Origin of the sequence: Rhodopirellula sp. UBA1907, assembly GCF_002337565.1 — a bacterium.
In the GTDB taxonomy this organism is placed as follows: domain Bacteria; phylum Planctomycetota; class Planctomycetia; order Pirellulales; family Pirellulaceae; genus Rhodopirellula; species Rhodopirellula europaea.
Genome location: NZ_DDGH01000083.1, coordinates 1,964 through 2,921, shown reverse-complemented (window position 1 = coordinate 2,921; position 958 = coordinate 1,964). Strand labels below are relative to the sequence as shown.

The window sequence follows — 958 nt, the reverse complement described above, 5'->3', positions numbered from 1 at the left end:
CCCTTTTGGTCATACAGATCGCTAACAACGATTGCCAATCCTGTTCGTGGTGCTCGGTCCACAAAATCACCAACGACCGATTGCAGGTCCGTACGCTCGCCGCCGCACTCAAGTTGCTCAAGAAAACGCAGCAAACTGAGGACTTGGTTTTTGCCTCGGATCAGTGGCATCGTCGCCCGCACACGATCGTCGTAGGCCAAGATCGAAACGCGATCGAGATCTGCCAGGGCGATGTAGGACAACGCCGCCACGATCTGCTGGGCCAGCAAGAATTTCGTTCCGGTTGCATCCCCATGGCCACTATTTGAACCAGCAACATTCATGCTGGCAGACGTGTCCAACAGCATATAGACGTGAAGATCTTCCTCTTCCTGAAATCGTTTTAGCAGCAAATCGCCATGCCGCGCATAAACGTTCCAATCCAAGTAACGAAGGTCATCTCCGCTGATGTATTCGCGGTGGTCAGCGAATTCGATTCCGCCGCCGGTTTGCATCGTTCGTCGCTGGGCCAATAGTTGACCCTTGAACATCCGCTTCGATAATAGCGAAAGGTATTCCAATCGCTTCAGGAAATCCGAGTCAAAGACTGTCATGCCACAGCCGCTTCGCTGTGTACGTTTGCGATGAGGTCATCGACGATTGCGTCGATGGTGATTCCGTCGGCTTGGCCCTCGAAATTCAGCATGACCCGGTGCCGGAGCGTTGCATGGGCCATTTCGCGAATGTCTTCTTTGGCCACATGAAAGCGACCGTCCAAGACGGCTCGGATTTTCGCACACAAAATCAATGCTTGTGCTCCCCGTGGGCTGCTGCCGTAGCGGACAAACTTTCGCACCATTGGTGTCGCAGCTTCGTGGGATGGGTGAGTTCCCATGATCATCAAAATCGCATACCGCCGAACCTCATCGGCAATCGGAATTTGCCGCGAAAGGCGGCGAAGCTCGATCACCCGATCGGA

General features: G+C 54.0%; 2 protein-coding genes. Both read right to left on the bottom strand.

The genetic code is table 11. The annotated features are described in order from the left end of the window. Window positions 1–593: DUF58 domain-containing protein (locus B2R17_RS17475; protein ID WP_286764995.1), on the bottom strand; the 593-nt coding region annotated here is incomplete at its 3' end. After that, a partial coding sequence (locus B2R17_RS17470; RefSeq protein WP_414707358.1) for an AAA family ATPase occupies window positions 590–958 on the bottom strand: 369 nt, incomplete at its 5' end. The genes B2R17_RS17470 and B2R17_RS17475, both read right to left, overlap by 4 nt.